The 18,330-nt window shown below is 70.4% G+C and carries 25 protein-coding genes; 21 read left to right on the top strand and 4 right to left on the bottom strand.

All coding sequences use genetic code 11. The features are described 5' to 3' along the window. Nucleotides 1-30 precede the first annotated feature (30 nt). Nucleotides 31-486 (top strand): DUF6456 domain-containing protein, encoded by a 456-nt coding sequence (locus ACZ1JS_RS13610; protein ID WP_465166529.1) that lies wholly within the window; start codon nucleotides 31-33, stop codon nucleotides 484-486. On the opposite strand, the gene ACZ1JS_RS13605 is transcribed toward ACZ1JS_RS13610, so the two are convergent. Beyond that, on the bottom strand, nucleotides 440-2,836 hold the full coding sequence (locus ACZ1JS_RS13605) for a DUF2339 domain-containing protein (protein WP_465166528.1): 2,397 nt from the start codon (nucleotides 2,834-2,836) through the stop codon (nucleotides 440-442). The genes ACZ1JS_RS13610 and ACZ1JS_RS13605 overlap by 47 nt on opposite strands. 67 nt (nucleotides 2,837-2,903) lie before the next feature. Between ACZ1JS_RS13605 and ACZ1JS_RS13600 the strand changes: the two genes are divergently transcribed. Then, nucleotides 2,904-3,560, top strand: a complete 657-nt coding sequence (locus ACZ1JS_RS13600; RefSeq protein WP_465166527.1) for a glutathione S-transferase family protein — start codon at nucleotides 2,904-2,906, stop codon at nucleotides 3,558-3,560. Continuing rightward, nucleotides 3,557-4,507 (top strand): diaminopimelate epimerase, encoded by a 951-nt coding sequence (gene dapF, locus ACZ1JS_RS13595; RefSeq protein ID WP_465166526.1) that lies wholly within the window; start codon nucleotides 3,557-3,559, stop codon nucleotides 4,505-4,507. The genes ACZ1JS_RS13600 and dapF overlap by 4 nt, the downstream gene beginning before the upstream one ends. 235 nt (nucleotides 4,508-4,742) lie before the next feature. Here dapF and ACZ1JS_RS13590 read toward each other — a convergent pair whose 3' ends face one another. Together ACZ1JS_RS13590 and ACZ1JS_RS13585 are read right to left on the bottom strand one after the other, a co-directional pair. Then, a complete protein-coding gene (locus ACZ1JS_RS13590) occupies nucleotides 4,743-5,045 on the bottom strand; it encodes a hypothetical protein (RefSeq protein ID WP_465166525.1) in 303 nt (100 codons plus the stop codon). Continuing rightward, a complete protein-coding gene (locus ACZ1JS_RS13585) occupies nucleotides 5,042-5,212 on the bottom strand; it encodes a hypothetical protein (RefSeq protein ID WP_465166524.1) in 171 nt (56 codons plus the stop codon). Before ACZ1JS_RS13585 ends, ACZ1JS_RS13590 begins: the two co-directional genes overlap by 4 nt. 257 nt (nucleotides 5,213-5,469) lie before the next feature. On the opposite strand from ACZ1JS_RS13585, the gene ACZ1JS_RS13580 reads away from it, so the two are divergent. From ACZ1JS_RS13580 to ACZ1JS_RS13560, 5 genes are all read left to right on the top strand, one after another. Beyond that, a complete protein-coding gene (locus tag ACZ1JS_RS13580) occupies nucleotides 5,470-5,970 on the top strand; it encodes a hypothetical protein (RefSeq protein ID WP_465166523.1) in 501 nt (166 codons plus the stop codon). Next, a complete protein-coding gene (locus ACZ1JS_RS13575; RefSeq protein WP_465166522.1) occupies nucleotides 5,967-7,274 on the top strand; it encodes a DNA-packaging protein in 1,308 nt (435 codons plus the stop codon). Before ACZ1JS_RS13580 ends, ACZ1JS_RS13575 begins: the two co-directional genes overlap by 4 nt. Nucleotides 7,275-7,344: 70 nt before the next feature. Further along, the gene (locus ACZ1JS_RS13570; protein WP_465166521.1) at nucleotides 7,345-7,542 is read left to right on the top strand and encodes a hypothetical protein; all 198 of its coding nucleotides are present in this window, start codon (nucleotides 7,345-7,347) and stop codon (nucleotides 7,540-7,542) included. Then, nucleotides 7,535-8,047, top strand: a complete 513-nt coding sequence (locus ACZ1JS_RS13565) for a DUF2335 domain-containing protein (protein ID WP_465166520.1) — start codon at nucleotides 7,535-7,537, stop codon at nucleotides 8,045-8,047. Before ACZ1JS_RS13570 ends, ACZ1JS_RS13565 begins: the two co-directional genes overlap by 8 nt. 388 nt (nucleotides 8,048-8,435) lie before the next feature. Then, on the top strand, nucleotides 8,436-9,563 hold the full coding sequence (locus ACZ1JS_RS13560) for a phage portal protein (RefSeq protein ID WP_465166519.1): 1,128 nt from the start codon (nucleotides 8,436-8,438) through the stop codon (nucleotides 9,561-9,563). A 114-nt stretch (nucleotides 9,564-9,677) separates the two neighbouring features. Here the strand turns inward: ACZ1JS_RS13560 and ACZ1JS_RS13555 are convergent, their stop codons facing one another. Further along, nucleotides 9,678-9,827, bottom strand: a complete 150-nt coding sequence (locus ACZ1JS_RS13555) for a hypothetical protein (protein WP_465166518.1) — start codon at nucleotides 9,825-9,827, stop codon at nucleotides 9,678-9,680. Between the two features lie 36 nt (nucleotides 9,828-9,863). Between ACZ1JS_RS13555 and ACZ1JS_RS13550 the strand changes: the two genes are divergently transcribed. From ACZ1JS_RS13550 to ACZ1JS_RS13490, 13 genes are all read left to right on the top strand, one after another. Next, nucleotides 9,864-10,172, top strand: coding sequence for a DUF6127 family protein (locus ACZ1JS_RS13550; RefSeq protein WP_465166517.1), 309 nt, complete (start codon nucleotides 9,864-9,866; stop codon nucleotides 10,170-10,172). Next, the gene (locus tag ACZ1JS_RS13545) at nucleotides 10,160-10,537 is read left to right on the top strand and encodes an HK97 family phage prohead protease (RefSeq protein WP_465166516.1); all 378 of its coding nucleotides are present in this window, start codon (nucleotides 10,160-10,162) and stop codon (nucleotides 10,535-10,537) included. Before ACZ1JS_RS13550 ends, ACZ1JS_RS13545 begins: the two co-directional genes overlap by 13 nt. 79 nt (nucleotides 10,538-10,616) lie before the next feature. Beyond that, nucleotides 10,617-11,648 carry a phage major capsid protein gene (locus tag ACZ1JS_RS13540; RefSeq protein WP_465166515.1) on the top strand — a complete coding sequence of 344 codons (1,032 nt, stop codon included), beginning with the start codon at nucleotides 10,617-10,619 and terminating at the stop codon, nucleotides 11,646-11,648. 187 nt (nucleotides 11,649-11,835) lie between these two features. Next, the gene (locus ACZ1JS_RS13535; RefSeq protein WP_465166514.1) at nucleotides 11,836-12,330 is read left to right on the top strand and encodes a head-tail connector protein; all 495 of its coding nucleotides are present in this window, start codon (nucleotides 11,836-11,838) and stop codon (nucleotides 12,328-12,330) included. Then, on the top strand, nucleotides 12,327-12,530 hold the full coding sequence (locus ACZ1JS_RS13530; protein ID WP_465166513.1) for a hypothetical protein: 204 nt from the start codon (nucleotides 12,327-12,329) through the stop codon (nucleotides 12,528-12,530). The genes ACZ1JS_RS13535 and ACZ1JS_RS13530 overlap by 4 nt, the downstream gene beginning before the upstream one ends. Next, entirely contained in the window at nucleotides 12,527-12,907 is a 381-nt protein-coding gene (locus ACZ1JS_RS13525) for a DUF3168 domain-containing protein (RefSeq protein ID WP_465168697.1), read from the top strand. Before ACZ1JS_RS13530 ends, ACZ1JS_RS13525 begins: the two co-directional genes overlap by 4 nt. Before the next feature lie 520 nt (nucleotides 12,908-13,427). Then, the gene (locus ACZ1JS_RS13520; RefSeq protein WP_440488652.1) at nucleotides 13,428-13,835 is read left to right on the top strand and encodes a phage major tail protein, TP901-1 family; all 408 of its coding nucleotides are present in this window, start codon (nucleotides 13,428-13,430) and stop codon (nucleotides 13,833-13,835) included. After that, nucleotides 13,832-14,143, top strand: coding sequence for a GTA-gp10 family protein (locus tag ACZ1JS_RS13515; protein WP_465166512.1), 312 nt, complete (start codon nucleotides 13,832-13,834; stop codon nucleotides 14,141-14,143). The genes ACZ1JS_RS13520 and ACZ1JS_RS13515 overlap by 4 nt, the downstream gene beginning before the upstream one ends. Next, the gene (locus tag ACZ1JS_RS13510; protein ID WP_465166511.1) at nucleotides 14,140-14,331 is read left to right on the top strand and encodes a phage tail assembly chaperone; all 192 of its coding nucleotides are present in this window, start codon (nucleotides 14,140-14,142) and stop codon (nucleotides 14,329-14,331) included. The genes ACZ1JS_RS13515 and ACZ1JS_RS13510 overlap by 4 nt, the downstream gene beginning before the upstream one ends. Continuing rightward, complete coding sequence (locus tag ACZ1JS_RS13505) at nucleotides 14,324-14,875, top strand: tail tape measure protein (RefSeq protein WP_465166510.1); 552 nt, start codon at nucleotides 14,324-14,326, stop codon at nucleotides 14,873-14,875. Before ACZ1JS_RS13510 ends, ACZ1JS_RS13505 begins: the two co-directional genes overlap by 8 nt. A 1-nt stretch (nucleotide 14,876) precedes the next feature. Next, entirely contained in the window at nucleotides 14,877-17,165 is a 2,289-nt protein-coding gene (locus tag ACZ1JS_RS13500; protein ID WP_465166509.1) for a DUF2460 domain-containing protein, read from the top strand. Then, nucleotides 17,162-17,944: a DUF2163 domain-containing protein gene (locus ACZ1JS_RS13495; protein WP_465166508.1), complete on the top strand. Its 783-nt coding sequence runs from the start codon at nucleotides 17,162-17,164 to the stop codon at nucleotides 17,942-17,944. The genes ACZ1JS_RS13500 and ACZ1JS_RS13495 overlap by 4 nt, the downstream gene beginning before the upstream one ends. Further along, nucleotides 17,941-18,300, top strand: coding sequence for an NlpC/P60 family protein (locus ACZ1JS_RS13490; protein WP_465166507.1), 360 nt, complete (start codon nucleotides 17,941-17,943; stop codon nucleotides 18,298-18,300). Before ACZ1JS_RS13495 ends, ACZ1JS_RS13490 begins: the two co-directional genes overlap by 4 nt. Nucleotides 18,301-18,330: the final 30 nt, after the last annotated feature.

Raw genomic sequence — 18,330 nt, 5'->3', positions numbered from 1 at the left:
AAGCCCGTCGAGGCGAACGGGAGATGCAGGATGCGCGAACTGGTGGAACGGCGGCTGGCGGCGGGACGGATCGACGATGCGCCGGGCGGGCGGCGGGTGACGGTCAATCTGCGCGAATCGCCGCTTGACTGGCTGCGGTCGCGGTCGCTGGTCGACGGGCGGCAATATGATGCGGGCGAGCGGCTGCGCGGCGATTACGAGCGTGCGGCGCTGGGGCCGCAGGTGACGATGCGCTGGGACGGGGCGCCGCGGGGGAACAAGGGCGTCGCCGTCGATCCGTCGGGCGGGCAGATCGCGGCCAAGGCGCGGTTCGACGCGGCAATCGCGGCGGTCGGGCCGGGGCTGTCGGATATACTGTGGCGGACGGTGTGCGCGAACGAAGGGCTGCCGGCGGCGGAGAAGGCGCTGGGCTGGCCGGCACGGGCCGGGCGGCTGGTGCTTACGCTGGCGCTCGATCGGCTGGCGGCGCATTATCGGTTGGGGTGAACTTCCGATAGGCCCAGCCGATCGCGATCAGCGCTGCGCCCAACCCCATGAAGGAGAGGATGCGCAGCACGCCTGCCAGCGCGGCGGCGTCGATCAGGAAGACTTTGAGGGTGGTGAGGGTCAGCAGCGCGAGGCCGAAGCGGCGCAGGTCGGCGCTGCCGACCGACAGGCCGCGCCACAGCCAGACGATGGCGAGGCCGAGCATCGCCGCCGAATAGCCCCAGTTTTCGGGCGTCGAGACGGGGCCAGTGAGGATGCTGCCATGGGCGAGCTGGCGGATGGTAGCGAGGGTCGCGGCGAGGGTGAGCAGCGCCGCGATCAGGCTGCGGCGGGGGAAGCCGGCCAGGCGCCAGATGAGCGCGGCGGCGAAGGCAAGATGGAGGGTGGCGGCGTTGAGGATCGGCAGCGGGCCGACGGCTTGCGCGATCCACACCGGGTTGAGGCCGAGCAGATCGTACCAGACGAGCCGCGCGAGGCCGAGGGCGAGGAAGGCGGTGGCGAGGCGGCGGTTCGGTTGCCACAGCAGCGCGCCGATCAGCAGCGCGAGATCGGTAAGCAGCGCGCGTTCGAGGAAGCCGTTCGCCTGAAAGGCGGGCGGGGTGGCGATGGCGAAGGGCTGTTTGAGCAGAACATAGCCGCCGAGCATGGTCAGCGCGATCTGCACGGGCAGGATCACCCGGCGGAGCGGGCCGAACAGGGCGGGCGCCCTCCATGAAGTTGCCAGTATCGCGATGCCGGGGAGCAGGAGCAGCGTGGCGGCATCGATAGCGGGCGGCAGATAGGCATAGGGGAAGACGTCGAAGCCCAAAGACTTGCCGAGCGCGATGCCGATCTGCGCGATCGGTTCGGCGGCGGCGAGGAGCAGCAACAGCCATGGCAGGGCGGCGAGTCGTCCGATCGCCTGCGCGTCGAGACGGAGCGCGGCGAGCAGCACGCCGCCCGCCGCCAGCGGGGCGAGCGCCAGCCATGGCGCGGGCAGATAGGTGGCGAGCAGGATGCCGAGCGCCAGCGCGACGGTGGCGACCCCGCCGACCAGTCCGGCATCGCCCGCAGCGGTGCGGTCGCGGTGGCGCCATGCCAGTGCTGCGCCGGCCAATGCGAGCAGCAACCACAGTATGGGACGGGCGATCCATGGCGTACAGAGCTGCAAGGCGAGCAGCGGGCCGATGCTGCCGGTCAGCGCGACCCATGCCCAGCCGGGACTGCGGCGCGACAGGGCGGCACCGGCGGCGGCGAAGACCAGCATGGCGAGCGGGACCATCGCTTCGGTGGCGTTGCCGATGTCCTGCACCATGCCCGCGCCGGTCAACAGCGTGACGAGGATCGCGGCGGCGAGCGCGGCGGGAAGCAAGGTCGCGTCGCGCCATGCGAGGAACAGCGCCGCCGCCGACAGCGTCAGGTAGAAGCTCCAGGCGAGCGGCGAGAAATCGAGCATCGGCGCGATCGCCAGCATCTGCACCAGCGCGGCGAGCAGGGGGGCGGCGCGCAGCCAGCGACGCTCGATCGCGGCGCGCGGGGCGGCGAGGCTCCCGGCGATCGCCAGCGCGACGAGGAACGCGCCGATCCCGGCCAGCCGGTCTGGCGGGACTAGCGCGATCAGCAGCGCCGCCCAGCCAAAGGCGGCAACCAGCGCGCTGACCGCCAGCCATGCCCAGCCGCGCACGATCGCGAGGGCGAGCAACGCGGCGACGAACAGGCCGAGATAGGCGAGCAGCGCGCTGATGCCGGCGACATCGTAGCCGGCGACCAGAGGTGCGGCGAACCCGCCGATCAGCGCCATGATCGCGGTCGGCGGGCCGTGGCGCAGCGCCAGGAACAGGCCGAGCGCGGTGATGGCGAGCATGATCGTGAAGCCACCAAGTGGCGCGACCAGATGATAGAGCGCGGCGGCGAGATAGAGCGTCGCATAGGCCGAGGCGATGCCGGCGCCCGCCAGCACCTGCGCGATGCGCGGGTCGTCGCGGGTAGCGGGCAGGCGGCGGGCGGCTTCGCTGCCGATCAGCAGGGCGAGCGCGAACAGCGCGGCGAACGCGGTGCGGATTGCCGGGGTCAGCCATCCCGCCTCGATCGACAGGCGGACGAGAAAGATGCCGCCGACGACCAGCGCCAGCCCGCCGATCCATACCGGCAGGCGGCTGCCGACCAGCGTTTCGAAATCGATGCTCGGCAGGCTCGGGTGCGGCAGGCTGGGGCGCGGCAGGGCGCGACGGCGCGGCGCGGGCGGTGGTTCGGCCGGTTCGGCCAAAACGACCGGATCGGCCAGCCGCGCCTCCAGCGCAGCGACGCGCCGGTGCAACCGGGCCAGCGCGATCGACAGCGCGATCACCGCGAGGAGGAGGACTATCGTCACCGCCACCGGTTGTGGCACAGGCGGGGGGCCGGTGTCGCCCCTTGTCGGGGCCAATGGAGACGCACCCATGAAGATATACGGATCGACCATCTCGCCCTTCGTCCGCAAGGCGGTGGTCTTTGCCGAGGAAAAGGGGCTGGCGGTCGAGCTGGTCCCGACCGCGCCGGGCGATACCACGCCCGCGTTTCGCGCGATCAGCCCGTTCGGGCAGATTCCGGCGATGGTCGACGACGACTTCGCGCTGGCCGATTCGAGCGCGATCATCGCCTATCTGGAGGCGAAACACCCCGAACCGGCGCTGATCCCCGCCGAAGCGCAGGCGCGGGGCCGGACGATCTGGTTCGACGAGCTGGCCGATACGGTGATCTTCGCCACGGGCCGCACGATGCTGTTCAACCGGGTGGTCGGGCCGTTGCTGCGCGGGGTGCCGGGCGATGCGGCGGCGGCGGACAAGGCGGAACGCGACCAGTGGCCGGCGATCCTCGCCTATCTGGAGCAGGCGGTGACCGGGCGGGCCTATCTGGTGGGCGACGCGCTGACGCTGGCCGATATCGCGGTGACCAGCGCGCTGGCGAGCTCGCTGCATGCGACCGCGCCGATCGAGGCGGCGGGCCATCCGGAACTGGCGCGCTATCTGGACAATATGCTGGCGCGACCGGCCTTTGCCCGGCGGCTGGAGGCGGAACGCGGGTTTCTGGCGAAAGTGCGGAGTAAGGTGGCGTGAGGTTTTTGTTCGTGCATTGCCATGGGTCGGGCAACGATTTTCCGTTGATCGATGCGCGGGGGATCGAGCTGTCCGATGCGGAATGGGCGCGGGTGGCGCGGGCGTTGGCGGACCGGTCGGGCGATGTCGGCGGGGATGGGTTGTTGCTGCTAACTGCCCAGGATAGCTCGCATATTTTCGGGATGCGGATGTTCAACCCCGACGGGTCGGAGGCGGAGACGTGCCTGAACGGCCTGCGCTGTACCGCGCGGCTGGGGTTCGAGGTCACGGGGACCGAGGCCGGGCGGGTGCGGTTGAAGGTCAGCGATGCCGAGGCGCGGCGGGTCGCGCCGATCGCGGACGGCGTGACGACGATCGAGACCAAGGTCGGACCGGTGTCGCTGGCACCCAGGGATGTCGGCCTGAGCGTCGGCGATGCGGCGTTCGTCGAGGCGGAGATTCCCGGGTTGCCGAGCGAGCGCAAGTTCACCGCGGTCGCCATGCCCAACCCGCATCTGGTGGCGTTCGTCGATGCGGTCGACGATGGCGAACTGGTGGCGCTGGGCGACTGGTGCGAGGCGGGGCCGGCGCTGATCCCGGCACGGGCCAATGTCAGCTTCGTCGAACTGCGCGAGAAGGGCCATGCCCCGGCGCTGTTCGTGCGGACCTATGAACGCGGCGTCGGGTTGACCAACAGCTGCGGCAGCGCGATGGCGGCGTCGACGCTGGCGGCGGCGCGGACGGGACGGATCGGCTGGGGCGTGGAGACGCGGGTCTTCAATCGCGGCGGCATGGTGCGGGCGACCGCTGCGATCGGCGACGTGGTGACGATCGCGGGGAATGCCACGTTTACGTGGGACGGGGAGATCGAGGTCGATCCGGCGACCGGCGCGGTCGGTCCGGTGCGGATCGTCGGGCGGCGTGACGAGGAGGTCGCGGCGTGGGAGGGGATGTTGGCGGGGTTGTGAGGACCGCCCCCGTCCCCTGATCCGGTTGGTTCGAGCTTGTGGAGATGGGGCTGTCCCAAACAACGGCGTTCTCGACGGACGCTTCTCGACAAGCTCGAAGCTGCTCGAACCGAACGGGTAAGAGGCGAACGGGTTCGGGGACAGGGGACCGAGCTACCCGTGCTTCGATACGGGTCTTCGACTTCGCTCAGCCCCTACTCAGCACGAACGGTGGAGGTAAATCAGCCTGGGCGCCTCACCCCGTCCGCTCCGCCATCGCCGCCTCGACGCTTGCCAGCCCCTCGGCACTGGCGATGGCAAGGTCGAGCGGGCGGCCGCCCAGTGCCTCGTCATGGCCGTTGAGAAAGGCCATCGCCTTGTCGCGTTCGCCGAAACGGCGGAAGGCGCTGGTGGCGACCTGGCCCTGACGGCTCGCCTGATCGGGGGTCAGGCGGACGGTGGTGTATTTGCGCTGGAAGCGCATCGCGCCGGGCTTGCGCGGGTTGGTGGCGGGTGCCTCGGCCGGCACCTCGGCGAGTGTTTCCGCAGGGGCGGTCATGCCGCCACCATCCGGCCCGACGCGCCGAGCATCGTGCGCAGCGTGTCGATCTTGTTCTCATAGCAGCGTGCGGTGCCGTCGTGCGACTGGCGCGCCTGCGGCGTGGCGGCGGTGGCGGCGCGCATCAGCGCAACCTGATGGCGGTGCAGCAAATCGTTGAGGTCCATGGATGACGCTCCCAACAGCGTAAGCGGAAGCGCGTGCGTCTCCCGGTCGCTGGCGCCTACGGACCATCTGCCAGCGATGACCGGGATATGGGGACGCATGGGGTTGCGCGCCATGGCTACAGTAAAACGAACCAAATGGGAACATTGTGCTTGACATCGTCACGCTGATATGGCACAAAACAGGAACAGTGAGGAATTGCGGATCGGGGCCGGGCGGCGACGCCTTCGGCCCCGAATGGCGTCTTGGGGGTGGGGATATGGCAACAGCTAGCGTGATCCGCAGTGCGACGAACCGTCCGCTGCAACGGCGACGTGTGGTACATGGCTGGACCGACGCGCGTCGTGCGGCGTTTCTCGATCAGATTGCCGCTACCTGCAACATGGCAGCGGCGTTGGCGGCGGTGGGGATGACCAAGCCCGGCCTGTACGCCCTGCGCCGCCGCGATCCGGTGTTCGCCGAACAGATGCGCAACGCAATGCTGGTCGGGTATGAACGGCTGGAAGCCGAATTGCTGCGCAAGGCGGTGGCTGCGTTCGAGGATGGCGATACCGGCGGTACGGATACGGGGGACGTGATCGTCGCGCCGATGACCGTCGAGCAGGCGATGCGGCTGCTCGAACGCTATCAACTATCGCAAAAGGGGACCGGCGGTCCCGGAGTTCGCGAGGTCCGGCATCGCGCGACCCAGGCCGAAACCGATGCGATGCTGCTGGAACAGCTGCGCATCCTGCGCCGCCAGCGTGAGAAACAGGCATGACGATGCGCGATCCGATGGTCGAGGAGCTGATCGGCCTGAACGATGCGGATCAGGCGCGGATCGTGTCGCGGCTGACCCCCAGCCGGCGGTTAGAACTGGCGACGCGGTGGAGCGCCTATGCCCATGCCGGACAGACGGTTGCGGACAATGACTGGACGGTGTGGTTGATCCAGGCGGGTCGCGGCTTCGGCAAGACGCGCGCCGGGGCGCAATGGGTATGCGCGCAGGCGGCGGACCGGCCCGATCTGCGGATAGCATTGGTCGGGGCGAACCGGCGCGACGTCGAAACGGTGATGGTGCGGGGACCGGCCGGGTTGCTGGCGGTCGGGCGGCATTATGGTACCGTCCATTACCGGCCGTCGCACAACATGGTCGAATTCGGGTCGGGCGCGCAGGCGTTCGTCTATGCCGCCGAGAGCCCGGACGGGCTGCGCGGGCCGGAGCATCATATCGCGTGGTGCGACGAACTGGCGAAATGGCGCAACGCCGATGCGACGTGGGACAATCTGATGATGGGGATGCGGGTCGGGGAGCAGCCGCAGACGCTGGTCACGACCACCCCCCGCGTAATCCCGCTGCTGCGGCGGATCCGCGCGATGCCGGGGGTGCGGATCACCGGCGGACGGTCGCGCGACAACCGGCATCTGGCCGAAAGCTACTTCGCGCAGATCGAGGGAGCCTATGCCGGCACGCGGCTGGGGCGGCAGGAGCTGGACGGCGAGCTGATCGAGGATGTCGCCGGCGCCCTGTGGTCGCGCGCGATGATCGAGCAGTGTCGGGTCGACGCGGTGCCGACATTGGTGCGGGTCGTCGTCGGGGTCGATCCGCCCGCCGGGGTGGGCGGCGATGCGTGCGGCATCGTCGCGGTCGGGCTGGGCGAGGATGGCCATGGCTATGTGCTGGCCGATGCGAGCGTGCAGGGCCTGTCGCCCGAGGGTTGGGCGGGGGCGGTCGCGGCTTGCGCGGCGCGGCATGGCGCCGACCGGGTGGTGGCGGAATCGAACCAGGGCGGGGCGATGGTCGAAAGCGTGCTGCGCGCGGCGGATGCCGGGCTGCCGGTGACGCTGGTCCATGCGTCGCGGGGCAAGGCGGCGCGGGCCGAACCGATCGTCGCGCTGTATGAAAAGGGCAAGGCGTTCCATGTCGGAGCCTTCCCCGCGCTGGAGGACGAATTGTGCGGGATCGTCGCCGGGGGCGGCTATGAGGGGCCGGGACGTTCGCCCGATCGCGCCGATGCGCTGGTATGGGCGATGCAGGAATTGATGCTGGGTAAGCGCGGGGTGGCGACGGTGCGGGTGTTGTGAGGAACCGGCATCGCAACCACCGCGTAATATCATCGTGCCATGGTCGTTGCGACGGCCATCGATTTGAGCGATGAAGAAGGCGATGCGAATTACCCCTGCCCGGACCGGTAAATCCCTGTTGGATGGCGCGATGCGGATCGTCGTGCCGTCGCGCATGGAAAAGACATGGTCGTCGCTGGAACAGGGATCGATCGTGTCCGATTGGCAGGCGGTCGGCGACGACCTGCGCCGGTCGATGAAGCACAAGGGCGATCGCGCCATTGGGTGACGGTCCGCGGCCGGACGATCGAGACGGGCGGAACGCGCGGGCGATCGTTCCCGACCGCAGCAGCAGCAGCGAGGAAGAGGCCGTGGAACGGGTCGAGGCGATACTCGAACCGTTCGAGCCGGAGGTTCGGCGGGAGATCGTCGAACGGACGATGCTGGTCCATCAGGGGCCGTTGCCGCCGGCCAGTCTGCTGCGCGATTATGATGCGGTCGTGCCGGGGCTGGCGCGCGAGATCGCCGATGGTGCGGCGGAAGAACGGCGGTTTCGCCATGCGATGGTGCGGCGGACGGGCACGCAGGAGTTCATCCTGAACATTGCGGGGCTGGCGGCGATGCTGATCGCGCTGGTCCTGATGCTGGGGATCGTAGCCTATATGGTGGCGAGCGGCGAGGCCAAGGCGGGAGCGGCGCTGGGCGGCGCGATCATCGTCGGGGTGACGGTGGCGCTGTCCAATTACCGCAGGGCGCAGGGGACACGCGAGACGGCGGACAAGCCGGAGGAATAGGCGTTCGCCGGGGTAGGGCGAGCGGATCTTGCTAACGCCTCTAGCTTTGCGAACGTCGGGCCTTCGATCCCAACTCGGTCGTGCCCCGGCGGAGGCCGGGGTACGGGAGAAGTAATTTCTGAGAGGTCTCGCGGAGGGGATCCAGGGTTACGGGCGATCGCGCTCGTGGCTCTGGACCCCCGCCTGCGCGGGGGTACGGCAAAGATGCGGTAGGGCGCGCGTTTTTCGCAGCGGTATCGCCTGTGCGAGCGAGCCTTTCGCTCGCGCGCTGCGCTTACCCCTCTCCCAGCTTCGACCAGGCCTTTGCCTTGCAAAGACCAAGTCTGCGCATCCCTCTCCCCTTGGCAGGGGAAAGGGAAATAATCGCTTCGGTTTCAGGAGGATCACCATGAAATGGTTCGGACGCAGGTCCGGGCGCGACGGGTCGCGTCCGGTGTTGGCGCGCGGCGGCGCGGGGGCGGTGCTGTGGCGGGAGGGGAGCGGACCGGCGGCGGGCGGCTGGGCGCAGGGCTATGAGGCGCAGGTGCGTGCGGCGTATCTGAACAATCCGGTGGCGCAGCGCGCGGTGCGGCTGGTGGCCGAAGGGGTCGCGGCGATGCCGGTCACGGGCGATGCGCGCGCGGTGGCGCTGGTCGCGGCGCGATCGGCGGGGCAGGAATTGCTGGAGAGCGTGGCGGCGCAACTGCTGCTGCACGGCAATGCCTATGTCCAGTTGATCGAGGATGGGGCGGGCGGGATCGGCGAACTCTATGCACTGCGCCCCGAGCGGGTGACGGTCGAGGCCGATGCGGCGGGGTGGCCGGTCGCATACCGCTATCGCGTCGGCGAGCGGGTGGCGCGCATTGCGGCCGAGGATGGGGCGGGGCGGGCGGCGGTGGTGCATATCCGCGGCTTCCACCCGCTCGACGATCATTACGGGCTGGGGTGCCTGGGGGCGGCGGCAGGGGCGGTGGCGATCCACAACGAGGCGGCGCGGTGGAACAAGGCGCTGCTCGACAATGCCGCGCGGCCTTCCGGGGCGCTGGTCCATGATCCGGGCGATGGCGGGGTGTTGTCGGGCGAGCAGTTCGACCGGCTGCGCGCGCAGATGGACGATGCCTTTGCCGGCGCGGCCAATGCCGGGCGGCCGATGCTGTTGGACGGGGGGCTGAAATGGCAGGCGATGAGCCTGACCCCGGCGGACATGGATTTCGTGGGGTTGAAGGCGCAGGCGGCGCGCGAGATCGCGCTGGCGTTCGGGGTGCCGCCGATGCTGCTCGGGCTGCCGGGCGACAACACCTATGCCAATTATCGCGAGGCGAACCGGGCGCTGTGGCGACAGACGATCGTGCCGCTGGGCGAGCGGGTGCTGGCGGCGCTGGGGCAGGCGATCGACGGGTGGATCGGGAGCGGGGCGCTGGGCGTCGATCTCGACCGGGTGGTGGCGCTCAGCGACGAGCGCGACCAGTTGTGGGCGCGGGTCGGGGCGGCGGATTTCCTGACCGCTGAAGAGAAGCGGGCGTTGGTGGGGATGTGATTTTCCACGCCGTACCCCCGCGCAGGCGGGGGTCCAGGGATCGAGGTGCAGGCCGCTGTTTGCTGGGCTCTGGACCCCCGCCTGCGCGGGGGTACGGCTTCTTCAGGGAGCGGGTCAGTAGGGCACGCTGCACGTCATGGTCATGCGGTCGAAGCTGCCGCCCGCCTGGGCGCAGCGTTTCCCCTTCAGGACCGGCATGGCGAAGGTGAAGGCGAGGAGGGCCGCACCGAAGGCGGCGAGGATGATGCGCAGGCGGGGTCTCACGGACACGCCGCCTAGCACGGGATCAGGAGACAGGCGATGGGCGACGGGGTGCTGCTGGCGCAGTTGATGGGACAGGCGGCGGACGATGGCGCCGACCTGCAGACGCTGCGCGCGATTGCGGAGGAGGCGGGGGAGCTGGGCGCAAGCCGGGCGATGGCGCGGATCGGGCTGTCGGACGCGGCGGCGGCGGGCGATGTGCAGGAGCTGCGCGAGCTGCTGAAGGCGTGGCGCGATGCGAAACGGTCGGCGGTGCGGGCGGCGCTGGCCTGGGTGATGCGGATGGTGTTCGCGCTGCTGCTGGTCGGGATCGCGGTGAAGAGCGGGTGGCCCGAATGGGCGCGGTGAGGTTCGCAGGGTACGCCGCGATCTTCGGGCGGGCGGACCGGGGTGGCGATGTGGTCTTGCCCGGTGCGCTGACGGCGGCGGGGCGGGTGCCGCTGCTGTGGCAGCATCGGGGCGAGCCGATCGGGACGGTCGAGCTGCTCGGTGAGGATGCGCGGGGGCTGCGGGTCGTCGGGCGGATCGAGGGGGGCGAGCCGGCGCGGCTGGTCGGCTGTGGCGCGGTGACCGGGCTGTCGTTCGGGTACCGCGCGACTGAGGTGCGGCAGGGGGCGTGGCGGACGATCGCCGCCGCCGAGCTGGTCGAGGTCAGCATCGTCGCGCAGCCGATGCAGCCGCTGGCGCGGATCCATGCCGTCGAGGACGTATAATTGACGGTTCTGCAATCATATTTTCAACCGAAGGGGTGTCGCCAAGTGCGGCGCCCCTTTTTCTATGGGGAAGACGGGTATGACGATCGAGACGCTGGTGGGGAGCTTTTCGGGGACGGGTGTCGGGGGTAGCCGGCCGATGCTGAGCGGGGCGGCGCCGGGGGGCGGCTTCGGTGCGTTCGTGCGTAGCGGGTCCGAGGTCGAGACCAAGGCGGTGGCGGGGACCACCGACGCCGCGGGCGGCGTCGCGGTGCCGCGCGAGATCGACGCGATGATCGGCGCGACGCTGAAGAGCGCCAGCCCGATCCGCCGCATCGCGCAGGTGGTGAGCGTCGGCACGGCGGGCTATCGCAAGCTGGTGACCAGCGGCGGCACGCCGTCGGGCTGGGCGAGCGAAGGGGGCGCGCGGCCGGAGACGGCGACGCCGACCTTCAACGAGATCGCGCCGCCGATGGGCGAGCTTTATGCCAATCCGGCGGCGAGCCAGGCGATGCTGGACGATGCGGCGTTCGATGTCGAGCAATGGCTGGCGGGCGAGATCGCGAGCGAATTCGCCCGCGCCGAGGGGCAGGCGTTCGTCGGCGGCAATGGCGTGGGGCGGCCGCGCGGGTTCCTGACCGGGCCGACCGCCGCGACCGGCGATGCGACGCGGCCGTTCGGGACGATGCAGTATCTGGCGAGCGGGGCGGCGGCGGACTTCGGCGCCGAACCGGAGAACCGGCTGATCGACCTGGTGCAGGCGCTGCGCGGGGCATATCGGCAGGGGGCGAGCTTCGTGATGAACGCGCAGACCGCGGCGCGCATCCGCAAGTTCAAGAGCGCCGAGGGCGCGTTCCTGTGGATGCCGGGGCTGGCGGCGGGGCAGCCCGATACGCTGCTGGGATATCCGGTGGTCGAGGCGGAGGACATGCCGGATATTGCCGCCGGTGCCTTCCCGATCGCGTTCGGCAATTTCAAGGCGGGCTATCTGATCACCGAGCGCGCCGAGACGCAGATCCTACGCGATCCCTATTCGAACAAGCCGTTCGTCCATTTCTACGCGACCAAGCGCGTCGGCGGGGCGGTGGTCAATTCGGAGGCGATCAAGCTGCTGAAGATCGCGGCGGCGTAGGGTCTGATCCATCTGCCTGGAACCGTCGCCCCAGCGAAGGCTGGGGCCTCTGGCGGCTCCTGCCCCGCGCTATCACAGGGATATCCCAGCCTTCGCTGGGATGACGTGGTGGGTCGGCCTTGGGGCATCGTGATCGGGCGGGGCGGGGGGATGCTTCGCCCCGTCTTCCTCGAATTAGGAGACATTTATGAGCGCAGCGCCTTTTCCGGCGGCGGCGATCGCAGGCGTGCGCGATGCATCTCGCGCATATCTGCGGATCGGCGGGACCGCCGAGGATGCGGTGATCGATCGGCTGGCGGCGAGCGCGCTGGCGCTGGCCGAGGCCTATACCGGGACCGCGATCATCGAGCGGAGCCATGAGGCGATGATGGCGGCGGGCGACGCGTGGCGGGCGCTGCCGGTGGGTCCGGTAAGTGCGATCGTCGCGGTCGCGCCGGTCACGGCGATCGATATCGATGGCGACGGGACCGGATGGGTGCGGATGGCGGCGGCCAGCCCGGTGCACTTCACCGCTGGCATCGCCGCGACATGGGAGGCAGTGCCGGCGGCGGTGGCGCAGGGGGTCGTGCTGCTGGTCGCGCATCTGTTCGACCAGCGGACGGCGAGCGCCGCGCCGCCGGCGGCGGTGGGGGCGCTGTGGCGGCCGTGGCGGCGGATGCGGCTGACGGGGGCGCGGCGATGAGGGCGGCGCTGGAGAAGGGCGAAGCGGTCGCCGGGCGGCGGGCGGCGGTGGTGCGGGCGCGGGTCGCGGCGATGGCGGAAGCGGTGCCGGGGGTGGCGGTCTCCGTCAACGGCGATGCGGTGGTGCTGTCGGGGCGCGGCCTCACGCGGCGGACGATCGTCGATCCGCGATTGCAGGATATCGCGGGGTGGGGGCGATGATCGCGGGGACGCTGTTGCAGGCGATGCTGGTCGCGCGGCTGCGCGCGGTGCTGGCGGGGGCAAGCGTGTTCGAAGCGCCGCCGGTCAGGAGCGCGCGACCGTTCGTCGTGATCGATATGCCGGTGCTGTCCGACTGGGGGACCAAGGATGCCGCCGGGCGCGAGGGGCGCGTGGTCGTGCAACTGTTCGACGATGGCGAGGTGCCCGATCGGCTGCGGACGCTGGCGGCGGCGGCGGAGGGGGCGGTGCTGTCGGCGCCTGCGGTGCTGGCGGGATGGCGGATCGTCAGCCTGGTGTTCGTGCGCAGCCGGGTGGTGCGCGACGGCAAGGGCTGGGTCGGGTCGGTCGAGTTTCGAGTGCGGATGCTGGCGGGGTGAGGTTCGCAGTTGGGGGCCGGCATACTTCGGCGCAGGCGAGACCCTTGCGAAAGCCCCGATCGCCAACCTTCTTGCGTAGCCCCGCGCAGGCGGGGTCCAGGGTTAAAAGCGCAAGCGGTTGTTTTGCTTGGCTCTGGGCCCCCGCCTGCGCGGGGGTACGGCAAATATGCGGCGTAGCGCGGACTTTCGCAAAGGTCTCGCGAAGGCCGGGGTCCGGTTGCGGCACGGTTCTGAAGACACAGCAGCGTCCCCCAACTGGGCCCCGGCCTTCGCCGGGGTACGGGTGGGGGGAAAGGGTAGCGTGTGTCGCACTGGGTCCCCGCTTTCGCGGGACCGCTGCGAAAATACCCTACCCAAAAATCCATCCGTACCCCCGCGCAGGCGGGGGGCCAGAGCCAAGCAAAACCACGGCTTGCGCATGTGGCCCTGGGTCCCCGCCTTCGCGGGGATACGGTGAACTTTCGCAGGGGTCTCGCCCGCGCGGGGGGGGCGGCGCGCATCGACACATCAGGAGGAAAATATGGCGGCGGAGAAGGGTAGCGCGTTTCTGTTGAAGATCGGGAACGGGGCGGTGCCGGTGGCCTATGCGACGGTCGCGGGTCTCAGGACGACGCAGTTGAGCGTCAATGGCGAGGCGGTAGCGATCACCAGCAAGGATTCGGGCGGGTGGCGCGAATTGCTGTCGGGGGCGGGGGTGCGCTCGGTCAGCGTCAGCGGGGCGGGGGTGTTCACCGGGTCGGCGGCGGAGGTGCGGCTGCGCGGCAATGCGCTGGCGGGGACGATCGACGATTACCGGCTGACGTTCGAAGGGGGCGAGACGATGACCGGGCGTTTCCTCGTCACGCGGCTCGACTATGCCGGCGATTATAATGGCGAGCGCAACTACACGCTGGCGCTTGAATCCTCCGGCCCGGTGGTGTCGGCATGAGCGGCGCGGCGAACGCGGCGCGCGGCGAGGCCAGTCTGCGCGTCCGGGGCGAGACGCTGGTGTTGCGGCCCAGTTTCGCGGCGCTGGTCGCGGCGGAGGGGGAAGTTGGCTCGTTGTTCGCGCTGGTCGAGCGCGCGGCGGCGGGGCGGCTGATGCTCGGCGAACTGGTCGCGCTGTTGTGGCATTGCCTGCGCGATCCGGTGGCGATGTCGCGCGAGGAGTTTGGCGAGGCGGTGACGGCCGCCGGGATCGCGGCGGCGACGCCCGCGCTGAAGCAACTGATCGCGCAGATATTGGGCGGGCGGTGACCTTCGCCGAAAGCGCGGCGCGGGCGGCCGGGCTGGCGGGGGTGGCGTTCGGGTGGAGTCCCGATGCCTTTTGGGGCGCGACGCCCGCCGAACTGAATGCGCTGGTGCAGGCGGTGCGGGGCGATGCGCCCGCCCCCTGCGACCGCGCGACGATCGACATGCTGAAGGAGCGTTTTCCCGATGGATGAGGAAATCGAACGGCTGATCGTGCGCGTGCGCGCCGATACCGCCGGGTTCGCGAGCGACGTGGCGGCGATGCAGGCCAGTCTGGACGGGCCGTTCAAGGGCGGGGTCGAGCGGGCGGGGCGCGCGATCGAGAGCGCGCTGGGCCGCGCGATCCGCACCGGCAAGCTCGATCTGGACAGCCTGCGCGACACGGCGCTGAAGATATTGGCGGAGATCGCGGCGGCGGCGGTGCTGGGCAAGACCGGCGCGGGCGGCGGCACGGCGGGCGGGATCGCCAGCGTGCTGGGGGCGCTGGTGAGCGGTGCGCCGGGACGCGCGACCGGCGGACCGGTCAGCCCGGCGCGACCCTATATCGTCGGCGAGCGCGGCCCGGAATGGTTCGTGCCGACCAGTAGCGGGCATGTCGTGCCGATGCAGGCAGGGCAGGCGCGCGAGGTGCGGGTCGCGATCACCGTCCATGCACCGGGGCAGGATGCGCCGCGCGCGCTGCAACAATCGAGCCGGCAGGTCGCGCGGGCGGTGCGCGCCGCGCTGATGGAGGCGTGAGATGGGGCATTGGCTGGCCGAGCAGCGGACGGTGCAGGAAGCGGGGGTGCTGACGCGGTTCGACCCCGTTTACTGGACCGTCGATTTTCCAAGGCCGATGATGGCGTCGGTGGTGACGACCGGGCCGGATGCGCTGCGGGTCGACTGCGTCTTCTACCGGCGCGACGACCTGGCGGGGCTGATCTGGGCATCGGAGGACCGGCACGATCATCCGTTGCTGCGCTATGAGACGTCGCGCGATTATCGCGGCTGTTCGCTGCGGTTTCGCTGGCGGTCGGGCGGGGTGCGGGCGCTGGATGCGACGCATGGGGCCGTGCTGACGATCGAGGGGCGCGATGCCGATGGCATGGCCCGCGCCTGGTATGTGCGGCTGTGGAATTATGCGAACGGCACGCCGGACGATGCCGAGATCGCGATCGATTTCGCGAATGTCGTCGGGGGCTACAAGCTGCCTGACGATGCGGTGCCGGTGTGGGCGGGCGATGTCGACCGGATGTTCGTGTCGCTGGTGCCGCCCGATTATGATGCGGCCGACGCGCTTCTGGCCGTGCCGGCGGAGGGCTGGGTCGAACTGTCGGCGATCCGGTGCGAGGGGCCGGGATCGGTGCTGACGGTCGGCGACGTGATCGTGCCCGAACATGGGCTGCGCATCGCCAGCGGCTATGACGACAGCTATCACCTGACGCCCGCGCGGTTGCTGCACAATGCGTTGCGGCTGGGGTATCGTGGTGCCCTCGTCCATTATGTCGGGATGAGCCATTATTTCCGGCTCGAACGGTCGGGCGACGGGTTGTTCGTGTCGCTGGCGGGCGGCGTGCTGAACGCGTCGTGTGTCGCATGGCATCGCGACTTTGCGGGGCGTGCCCGGACGCTGGGCTATGATGTCATCTGGTCGCTCAGCTACGAATTGTTCGATGCGCATTGCTGGGGCGACTGGAAACAGCGGGCGAGCGACGGGTCGCCGGCGCTGACCGGATGGGTGCCGCCGTCGACGCTGCTGTCGCCGGCGCATTCGGGGGCGATGGCGTATCTGCAGGCGGTGGCGCGGGCGTTCGTCGGGATCGGGCGCGCGGCGGGGGGCAAGGGCCGGTTTCAGGTCGGCGAGCCATGGTGGTGGGTGACGGCCGACCATCGCATCTGCCTGTATGATGCCGCGGCGAAGGTGGTGCTGGGCGGCGATCCGGTGGTGATCGACGATGTGCGCGGCGATCTGAACGCCGCCAAGCGGGCGCTGCTCGACCGGGCGGGGCAGGTGCTGGCGGCATCGACCGCGGCGCTGGTCGCGGCGGCAGAAAGTGCGGGGGCGGAGGAGGCGTTGCTGCTCGCCTATCTGCCGACGATCCTCGACGCGGCCAGTCCGCAGGTGAAGCGGGCCAATCTGCCGGTCGGCTGGGCGAAGCCGGCATTCGATGTGCTGCAACTCGAGGATTATGACTGGGCGGCGACCGGCAATGTCGGCGCGACCGCGCGCGGGGTGACGGCGGCGGGGGTGCGGCTCGGCTATCCGACCAGCGAACAGCATTATTTCTCCGGGTTCGTGTTGCGGCCGGAGGATCGCGCCCAGTGGCGGTCGATCGCGGCGGCGGCGGAGGTCGCGCGGGGGCGGGGGGTGGCGGAAACGTTCGTCTGGGCGCTGCCGCAGGTGTTGCGCGACGGGTTCATCTGGTTCGACGAGGAGGGGGCTATGGAGGCATTCGATGACGTGCGCTTTCCGCTGGCGCTGGGTGCGCAGGCGGAGGTGATGCCCGAGACGTCGACCGCGATTGCGGTGGCGGCGGGGGGTGCCGAGGCGCGCAATGTCAACTGGGCCGAACCGCGCACCCGCTATGATGTCGGGCCGGGGGTGCGGTCCGAGCGCGACGTGGCGGTGCTGCTGGAGTTTTTTCGGGCAAGGCTGGGGCCGGCACGGGCGTTCCGCTTGCAGGATCCGTTCGATCACGCGACGGGCGCGCCGCCGGCGTTCGGCGACGTCGCGATCGGGACCGGCGACGGGGTGACGACGCGGTTCGCCTTGGTGAAGCGATACGGTGCGATGGAGCGGCGGATTACGCGGCCGGTGGCGGGGAGCGTGCGGGTCGGCGTCGACGGGGTCGAGACGCAGGGCTTTGCGGTGGTCGCCGGGGGCTGGGTGCAACTGGATGCGGCACCGGCCAAGGGCGTGGTGGTGACGGCGGGGTTCGCCTTCGACGTTCCGGTGCGCTTTGCCGAGGACCGGTTGCAGGTGGCGCGCGCGACCCATGGCGCGGGCAGTGCCGCCAGCGTGCCGCTCATCGAGGTGCGCGAGGCATGAGCGCGGTGACGACGCTGACCTGGTGCTGGCGGATCGACCGGCGCGACGGGGTGACGATCGGGCTGACCGCGCATGATCGCGATCTGGAGGTGGAGGGGCTGACCTATCGCGCGGCGCCGGGGATGGTGCCGTCGGCGATCGTGCGCGACGATACGCTCGATACGGCGGTGATGGCGGTCGAGGGGGCGTTGTCGCATGGTGCGATCGGGGCGGGGGACCTGCTGGCGGGGCGCTATGACGGGGCGCGGGTGGCGGTGTTCGCGGTCGATTGGGATGGGCCGGGGGCGATCGTGCCGGTCGCGACCGGGCGGATCGGCGGGGTCGAGACGCGGCGGGGCAGCTTTTCGGCGGAATTGCTGGGGGGCGAGGTGCGGCTGGACGCGCCGGTGGTCGAGGCGACCTCGCCCGGCTGTCGCGCGACGCTGGGCGACCGGCGGTGCCGAGTGGCGATGGCGCCGCGGCGGCGGATCGTGCGGGTCGTGGCGCAGGACGGGGCGCGGCTGACGCTGGCGGCGGGTGCGCCGTTCGCGCGCGGTCGGCTGCGGTGGATCGGTGGAGCGAATAGCGGGCTGTCGGCGATGATCCTCGGCGGCGATGCCGATGGCGTGACGCTGGAACTGCCGCCGCGCTTCGATGGTGTCGGAGCTTTGGTCGAGATCGGCGAGGGGTGCGACGGGACGCTCGCCACCTGTCGCGACCGGTTCGGCAATGTCGCGAACTTTCGGGGCGAGCCGTATCTGCCGGGGATCGACCTGCTGACGCGCTATCCGGGGGCATGACCCCGGTCGAGCGGGCGCGCAGCGTCGTCGGCACGCGGTTTCGGCGGCAGGGGCGTGGGCGCGACGGGTTTGACTGCGTCGGGCTGGTCGGCTGGGCGCATGGCGTCGTGGTGCCGGCGGATTATCCGGCGCGGTGCGGCGACGCGGCACGGGTCGCGGCGGTGCTGGCGGAGGCCGGGTTCCGGCAGGTTGTTAAGGCTGCGGCGGGCGATGTGCTGCTGGTCAGGAGCGGGCCGGGGCAACTCCACCTGGGGCTGTCGACCGGGGGCGGGATCATCCACGCCGATGCGGTGGCGCGAGCGGTGGTCGAGCGGCGCGACGTGCCGTGGCCGGTGATCGGTATCTATCGGCGTTGATTTGATCCGCTCGCGCGGATGGGGGAGCGG

Source organism: Sphingomonas sp. BL-S-05, assembly GCF_055521695.1.
Note: the sequence above shows the minus strand (reverse complement) of the source record. Positions and strands in the feature narration are given on the sequence as shown.

Coding starts and splice junctions, on each gene's coding strand:
- ACZ1JS_RS13610 (WP_465166529.1), top strand. CDS start 31: ATGCGCGAACTGGTGGAACGGCGGCTGGCGGCGGGACGGATCGACGAT.
- ACZ1JS_RS13600 (WP_465166527.1), top strand. CDS start 2,904: ATGAAGATATACGGATCGACCATCTCGCCCTTCGTCCGCAAGGCGGTG.
- ACZ1JS_RS13590 (WP_465166525.1), bottom strand. CDS start 5,045: ATGACCGCCCCTGCGGAAACACTCGCCGAGGTGCCGGCCGAGGCACCC.
- ACZ1JS_RS13585 (WP_465166524.1), bottom strand. CDS start 5,212: ATGGACCTCAACGATTTGCTGCACCGCCATCAGGTTGCGCTGATGCGC.
- ACZ1JS_RS13580 (WP_465166523.1), top strand. CDS start 5,470: ATGGCAACAGCTAGCGTGATCCGCAGTGCGACGAACCGTCCGCTGCAA.
- ACZ1JS_RS13575 (WP_465166522.1), top strand. CDS start 5,967: ATGACGATGCGCGATCCGATGGTCGAGGAGCTGATCGGCCTGAACGAT.
- ACZ1JS_RS13570 (WP_465166521.1), top strand. CDS start 7,345: ATGAAGAAGGCGATGCGAATTACCCCTGCCCGGACCGGTAAATCCCTG.
- ACZ1JS_RS13560 (WP_465166519.1), top strand. CDS start 8,436: ATGAAATGGTTCGGACGCAGGTCCGGGCGCGACGGGTCGCGTCCGGTG.
- ACZ1JS_RS13550 (WP_465166517.1), top strand. CDS start 9,864: ATGGGCGACGGGGTGCTGCTGGCGCAGTTGATGGGACAGGCGGCGGAC.
- ACZ1JS_RS13545 (WP_465166516.1), top strand. CDS start 10,160: ATGGGCGCGGTGAGGTTCGCAGGGTACGCCGCGATCTTCGGGCGGGCG.
- ACZ1JS_RS13540 (WP_465166515.1), top strand. CDS start 10,617: ATGACGATCGAGACGCTGGTGGGGAGCTTTTCGGGGACGGGTGTCGGG.
- ACZ1JS_RS13535 (WP_465166514.1), top strand. CDS start 11,836: ATGAGCGCAGCGCCTTTTCCGGCGGCGGCGATCGCAGGCGTGCGCGAT.
- ACZ1JS_RS13530 (WP_465166513.1), top strand. CDS start 12,327: ATGAGGGCGGCGCTGGAGAAGGGCGAAGCGGTCGCCGGGCGGCGGGCG.
- ACZ1JS_RS13525 (WP_465168697.1), top strand. CDS start 12,527: ATGATCGCGGGGACGCTGTTGCAGGCGATGCTGGTCGCGCGGCTGCGC.
- ACZ1JS_RS13520 (WP_440488652.1), top strand. CDS start 13,428: ATGGCGGCGGAGAAGGGTAGCGCGTTTCTGTTGAAGATCGGGAACGGG.
- ACZ1JS_RS13515 (WP_465166512.1), top strand. CDS start 13,832: ATGAGCGGCGCGGCGAACGCGGCGCGCGGCGAGGCCAGTCTGCGCGTC.
- ACZ1JS_RS13505 (WP_465166510.1), top strand. CDS start 14,324: ATGGATGAGGAAATCGAACGGCTGATCGTGCGCGTGCGCGCCGATACC.
- ACZ1JS_RS13500 (WP_465166509.1), top strand. CDS start 14,877: ATGGGGCATTGGCTGGCCGAGCAGCGGACGGTGCAGGAAGCGGGGGTG.
- ACZ1JS_RS13495 (WP_465166508.1), top strand. CDS start 17,162: ATGAGCGCGGTGACGACGCTGACCTGGTGCTGGCGGATCGACCGGCGC.
- ACZ1JS_RS13490 (WP_465166507.1), top strand. CDS start 17,941: ATGACCCCGGTCGAGCGGGCGCGCAGCGTCGTCGGCACGCGGTTTCGG.